This is a genomic window from Psychrobacter sp. A3 (assembly GCF_028823565.1).
GTDB lineage: Bacteria > Pseudomonadota > Gammaproteobacteria > Pseudomonadales > Moraxellaceae > Psychrobacter > Psychrobacter celer.
The window spans coordinates 1-5,883 of sequence record NZ_JAPEHS010000117.1 but is presented as its reverse complement, the minus strand read 5'-3'; the positions used below and the strand labels follow the sequence as shown (position 1 = coordinate 5,883).

The 5,883-nt window shown below is 43.4% G+C and carries 9 protein-coding genes; 4 read left to right on the top strand and 5 right to left on the bottom strand.

Annotated features, from left to right (window positions below; genetic code table 11):
• The coding region (locus tag NK638_RS11630; protein WP_274633136.1) for a LysR substrate-binding domain-containing protein at positions 1-264 on the top strand (264 nt) is incomplete at its 5' end.
• A gap of 138 nt (positions 265-402) precedes the next feature.
• Here NK638_RS11630 and NK638_RS11625 read toward each other — a convergent pair.
• A complete protein-coding gene (locus tag NK638_RS11625; RefSeq protein WP_274633135.1) occupies positions 403-768 on the bottom strand; it encodes a MerR family transcriptional regulator in 366 nt (121 codons plus the stop codon).
• Positions 769-854: 86 nt separating this feature from the next.
• Between NK638_RS11625 and NK638_RS11620 the strand changes: the two genes are divergently transcribed.
• From NK638_RS11620 to NK638_RS11610, 3 genes are all read left to right on the top strand, one after another.
• Positions 855-1,733 (top strand): alpha/beta hydrolase family protein, encoded by an 879-nt coding sequence (locus tag NK638_RS11620; RefSeq protein ID WP_274633134.1) that lies wholly within the window; start codon positions 855-857, stop codon positions 1,731-1,733.
• Positions 1,708-2,103: a hypothetical protein gene (locus NK638_RS11615; RefSeq protein ID WP_274633133.1), complete on the top strand. Its 396-nt coding sequence runs from the start codon at positions 1,708-1,710 to the stop codon at positions 2,101-2,103. Before NK638_RS11620 ends, NK638_RS11615 begins: the two co-directional genes overlap by 26 nt.
• Before the next feature lie 74 nt (positions 2,104-2,177).
• Positions 2,178-2,702: a PaaI family thioesterase gene (locus NK638_RS11610; protein WP_058023454.1), complete on the top strand. Its 525-nt coding sequence runs from the start codon at positions 2,178-2,180 to the stop codon at positions 2,700-2,702.
• Positions 2,703-3,111: 409 nt separating this feature from the next.
• Here the strand turns inward: NK638_RS11610 and NK638_RS11605 are convergent, their stop codons facing one another.
• From NK638_RS11605 to NK638_RS11590, 4 genes are all read right to left on the bottom strand, one after another.
• Positions 3,112-3,654: a PepSY domain-containing protein gene (locus tag NK638_RS11605; RefSeq protein ID WP_274633132.1), complete on the bottom strand. Its 543-nt coding sequence runs from the start codon at positions 3,652-3,654 to the stop codon at positions 3,112-3,114.
• A 317-nt stretch (positions 3,655-3,971) separates the two neighbouring features.
• Complete coding sequence (gene crcB / locus NK638_RS11600; RefSeq protein ID WP_201584301.1) at positions 3,972-4,343, bottom strand: fluoride efflux transporter CrcB; 372 nt, start codon at positions 4,341-4,343, stop codon at positions 3,972-3,974.
• 32 nt (positions 4,344-4,375) lie between these two features.
• Positions 4,376-5,425, bottom strand: a complete 1,050-nt coding sequence (gene tsaD, locus NK638_RS11595) for a tRNA (adenosine(37)-N6)-threonylcarbamoyltransferase complex transferase subunit TsaD (RefSeq protein ID WP_274633131.1) — start codon at positions 5,423-5,425, stop codon at positions 4,376-4,378.
• A 152-nt stretch (positions 5,426-5,577) separates the two neighbouring features.
• On the bottom strand, positions 5,578-5,883 hold a 306-nt coding region (locus tag NK638_RS11590), incomplete at its 5' end, for a c-type cytochrome (protein ID WP_274633130.1).

The window sequence follows — 5,883 nt, the reverse complement described above, 5'->3', positions numbered from 1 at the left end:
ACGCCAGCACAGGTAAGCTTTGAGAGTGTCCGTACCACAGAGTTGACGGCGATGCTCATTCAATTGGTCGCCAGCGAGCGCGGCGTGGCAGCCCTGCCCGATTGGGTCGTTGCTGAATATGAGAAAAAAGGCTGGGTGGTCTCCCGTCCGTTAGGCAATGGCGTGTATTGTCAGCTTTATGCCGCAACGCGCACGGCGAGCCAAGATATGGCTTATATGCAGGGGTTTGCGAGTTTACTTGATGGGATTGTGAAGCCGGTTTAGAGCTTTATTTACCATAATCACTCTTTATGGGTAAAGGCTCGGTACCCCTAGTGAGGACTTGAATGATAAGCTGTGGGCTAATAGTACCAATCTTTCAACTTGCTGAAATAGACACAGTGTACTTTTTCATAACTTAGATTAAAGAGCTAGCTTATCTTTATAAGAACACATGCCTTTTAATGCATCATCTATTAACGCTTTCATTTTAGATAACTCTAGAATCTTAACTTCAATTTGCTTATTTTTTTCTAGAAGCTTTTCACCCATTTGTGATTGCGTCAGGTTGTTTGAATACAATAGCTCTGTTAGCTCTTTAATCTCTTTTAAGGTGAAACCTAACTCCTTCGCCATAATAATCATATTGAGCTGTTCCACAATCCTGTTATCGTAATCTCTATAACCATTAGATTTTCTAGATGGTGACGAAATTAATCCTTCCCTTTCGTAAAAACGAATGGTATCTCTGCTTAATCCGACTATTTCAGTTAATTCTTTTATATTCATTATCGAGCACCCTCAATTAACGCTTGACTGTGGAGTAATGTCCATAGTTTATAGTAGCCATTAATTAACAACAAGTAGGGTTTTTTATGGATATTAATATATTGACGGACGACAACGTCGAGCTGCGTGCCACTCTTTATAAAGCTGCTAATCCTAAAGCCGTTGTTCTAATAAACCCAGGAACCGCTACCAATACTTCTTATTATTTACCTTTTGCTAAATACTTAAGAGAGCATGGTTTTCATGTCATTCTTTGGAACTATAGAGGGTTTTGCGATTCTAAAGTGAGTCATCTAAAGGAGTGTCATTATCAGTATTCTGATATCGGACGGTACGACATTCCAGCTGTTATCGATACAGCCAAGCGCCTGTTCAATGATTTACCCTTGTATTGCGTAGGGCATAGCGCTGGAGGTCAACAAGTTGGTATTGCTCATAATGCTGATCAATTGGGTGCTTTAATCGCAGTGGCTGTCTCAGCAGGATACTTTAGCTATATGCCGCTTCGCTATCGTCTTAAGGCTAATTTCTTTTTCCGTTTTTTAGCCCCGCTTAGTAATAAAGTCTTTAATTATGTGCCGGCTAAAAGCTTCAAACTCATGGAAGATTTACCTGCTGGTTTTACAGAGGAATGGGGGGCTTGGTGCCGAGAAAAAGAGCTGTTTTTCTCAGAAAAATTCTATGGAAAAACCATTCCCCTTGGGACTTACAAGAATTTTAATGTGCCAACCTTCGTCTTCACTGCCGATGATGATGAAATCTGCACTGAACGCAACCTGCATAATTTTTGGAAAAATGTGACTAGCAACCAACCCATCACTTTTAAACGCTATACCATTAGCAAGGGATCAGACCAATCAATTGGGCATTTTGGCTATTTTAGAAGCAAGAACACTCATATTTGGCAAGATATTTTAGAGACGATCAACAAGGTACACCATGATAAATCGTTACAAATATTATAAAACCTTAATTTTCATTGTATTACTTAATGTGTTCTCGAGCATTTTGCACTATGTTCATAATGTGGTTTATTTTGACCACTATCCTGAGCCTGATTGGTTATCCCCTCATCTGGTAGATGCTTTTTGGTTCGTCATGACACCAATTGGTATCTATGGCCTGATTGTGGCTGTCAAAAGTCAGATGAGCAAGGGGCATTGGTGGCTTTATTTGTATGCCTTGATGGGTTTATTGTCATTACTACACTACAACGTTGAGACTGATAATATTATGACGATCACCATGCACAGTCTTATCTGGTTTCAAGCAATATGTGCTTTTTGGTTAATCAGCTATGTAACGATGTATTTTAAAAATAAAAGCAAACATTAAGAACACTAATTGATAAAACTTTGGTCTTTATAAGAATGAGCTAACCTCTTATTTATCGTTTTAAGGAATTGAAAATGAATGTTGAAGAAACTATAGCAACATGGGAAACAGAAGAAGCACTCATTAGAGAGAAGCTAGGTGACGCTGACGTCATTCCATTATCAGACTTAACTACTCGCAGCGGTATGGACATTTTTAATGCTATGTTTGCAGGAGAGCTGCCTCATCCTCCTATTGGTCTAACGCTCGACTACACTCCTATTCATATGGAAAAAGGTATTGCCGTTTTTCAAGGGCGTCCAAAGCGTCATCATTACAACCCATTGGGTACAGTCCATGGTGGCTGGTTTTGTACGCTTTTAGATTCTGCTGTTGGCTGCGCTGTACATACCCTTTTACCAGCAGGAAAAACCTATACAACTTTAGAGATAAAAGTAAATATGGTGCGAGCTTTGACAGTGGCAACACCTTTAGTACGGGCTGAAGGTAAAGTCATTCATGCTGGTCGAAGAACAGCAACTGCTGAAGGAAAAATTGTAGGGCCTGATGGCAAGTTGTATGCTCATGCCACCACAACCTGCATCATTCTTGATGTTTAGATAGAATTTTCGATAGTTAATGAAGCTTACCTGACAGTCTCAAGTCTAATAGCTTCTAAACCAAAGAAAACCGCTAAGAATATAATGGATGTTACATGAGTATAAAAAATATGGTTGGCTGGCCGCTCAAATTCAGTAGACAATCTCTAAAAACCATCAACTGAGCCTTTTCTAAATTTCGTGTAAGTACTTCTACAATCTAAATGATAGTTACACACTTTTTGGGAAAGGCTCAAAACGGCCAGCAATCCACAAATATGAACCCACACTAGATACCAATAAGTGTTTATTTAGACTTGCTATTAAAGACCCCAAGCCACTTGAGAAAGTAGCTTGGGGCTTTTTAATATTTGAGGCTATATGCAATACAGGGTATCAGTAGTTAATCATCACGATCAACGTCGCTTACCTAACTGCGAGTAATCTTACCAGTCATGCTATCGACAACGACTTTATGAATTTGATTGCCTTTACCAATTTCAACTTTGTAGACAGGCTTGCCAAAATCCATGTCGAACCCTACTTCAAGCACTTTCCCTTTCAGCGTTTGGTTTGCTTTTTTTATAGCTTGAGACAAACTCACTTTTGCTTGTTTCATGGCCTTATATTCTGCCAAGTCTTCTTTGTCTAAACGCTCTGTGTCTCCTTTCGTGACCTTGCCTGTATTGGCATTCACGCTGACTTCTTGTTCATTATTGTTGGTAACGATTTTGATATCGTAATGGCTATTTTCGTTACGATCTTCTTGATCAAAGTCTGCACTAATGATATCTCCTTTTACCGCTTTATTAGCAAGGGCCAGCGCCTGCTCTAGACTGATCTTACTCTGTGATGCTGCCGTTACCTCATTCATAGCAGTGGCTGCTTGAGTGGCTGAAACAGAGGCCATGCTAAAGCTTGCGACACTCAGTGCCATTACAAGAGATTTCTTCAATGTTGATAGTTTTTTCATAATAAGATCCTAAAGGGCGTCAGTCTTTCGGCAGACTGTTTATTAATTAGAATAAGAGATTAACTTAAAAGTAAATAATGACATACAGTTAATCACTATGTCTAAGTGGTTTATGCTGAAAAACGTAACTGACGTAACGGGTATTAGGACAAATAACATTGGATAGAAGAATAGGGTTTCATTGGTTCTCTTGGAATATACCCCAAGGGAACCAGCTATTTCGCCTCTCAAACCTACTAACAGACCACTTAAAACAGACTGCAATAAAGGAACCACTTAAACCAAATCACTAATCAAACAAGTAATATCTAGAGATGCTAAAGTACCAACTTAAAAAAATAAAAGCCAATCGCAGTCGCCAGCAATGTCAGCCCAACGTGCAGACCGATCAACGCCAAACCTGCCAACAGCCGCCCATCATGAATAAAACTAAATACTTCTGCACTAAAGGTACTAAACGTCGTCAGTCCACCCAAAAACCCAGTAATCACAAACAGTCTGATATTAGGCGATAAATCGCTACCCATACGCTCAAACCAGACGAGCGCAAGGCCAATCAGCAGGCCGCCCAACACATTCGCGCCAAGCGTACCAAGCGGTATCCAGTGATGCAGTGGATTAAAGCGCGCTAAATAGCCACGTAAACACGCGCCTAATGCCGCTCCTAAGCCTATTGCTAGCCACTGCATAGGTTATCCTTAATTTATATGGCTTTTGAACGTTATACTGCAGGCAACAGTGCTGGTAATTCTGTCATCGGCCAACGCGGTACGCAGCTGACGGCTAGATCATCAGCCTGCCCCGCTTGTAGGCGCTCGTAACCCGTATAAGCGATCATTGCGCCATTATCTGTACACAGTGCTGGCGGTGCATAATGCACGGTGGCATTGATCTTGGCCAGCTCACGCTCCAAGGTCTCACGCAAGTGCGTATTGGCGCTGACCCCGCCCGCGATTACTAAGCGACTCATGCCTGCTTGTTTGAGCGCTTTGACGCATTTTTTTACTAGCGTATCGACCATCGCGTGTTGGAAGCTTGCGGCAATATCGGCGCGTACTTGTGGGTCACTGTCAGAGCCAGCAGTGTCTTTGATAAGATTATGCACCGCTGTTTTCATACCGCTAAAAGAAAAATCCAGTCCACGATGCAGCATCGGCCGCGGCAAATCATAAGCACTGGGATCGCCATTTTCGGCTAATTTAGCGATATTAGGGCCCCCAGGATACGGCAGGCCGAGCATTTTGGCCGCTTTATCAAAGCACTCCCCTGCCGCATCATCGATGGACTCGCCTAGTATCTCATACTCGCCAATGCCTTTTGCCGCGATCAGCTGCGTGTGCCCGCCAGATACCAGTAGCGAGACAAACGGAAACGCTGGCGGATTGGCACCCATCAGCGGCGCCAGCAGATGACCTTCCATATGATGAACCCCTATCGCAGGGATATCCAAGCCGTATGCCAAGCTACGACCAAACAGCGCGCCCGTCATCAGCGCACCGATAAGGCCTGGGCCTTTGGTATAGGCGATAGCATCAATGTCGTTTTTACTCATATCACACTGCGCGAGCAGCTCATCGAGTAGCGGTACGAGCTTACGAATATGATCGCGGCTGGCAAGCTCAGGCACCACGCCGCCATAGACAGCGTGCAGCTCTATTTGTGAATACAGCACCTGCCCGACCAAACCTTGATTGTCGCTACCCATTTGCTCACTGTCAAAGATCGCCAGCCCCGTCTCATCACAAGACGTTTCTAAACCCAATACCTTCATATTTTTGCCTTTATCATACCTTGGTCTGCGTGTTGGTTTTGACCACGCTTTTATCTGCGACTCTCTATCTAAGCACTTGCACAAAAAAAACCGCCATTGTCTGTCACAATGACGGCCAGTTTAGCAAATTTCAATGGCTCATATCGCCTAAATCAGCTCACGGCAGCTACCATATAATCGACCGCTGCATAGACCTCCGCTTCGCTTACTTTGTCAGTCGCCTGCGCGGGCATCTTGTTAAAGCCCTGCGCTGAGTGCATATGTAGCGTCTCTATACCCTTAGCAAGCCGCGGCGCCCACGCTGCTTTATCACCGTATTTTGGTGCATCGAGCAGACCTGCTTCGTGGCAGACTTTACAGTTGGACTCGTATAGCTTCGCCCCTGCATCAGCTGCCAACACTTCAGGCTCATCTGGGGTTGGTGGCTCGACTGCTTCGGCCGGTTCAGCTGTCGTCGT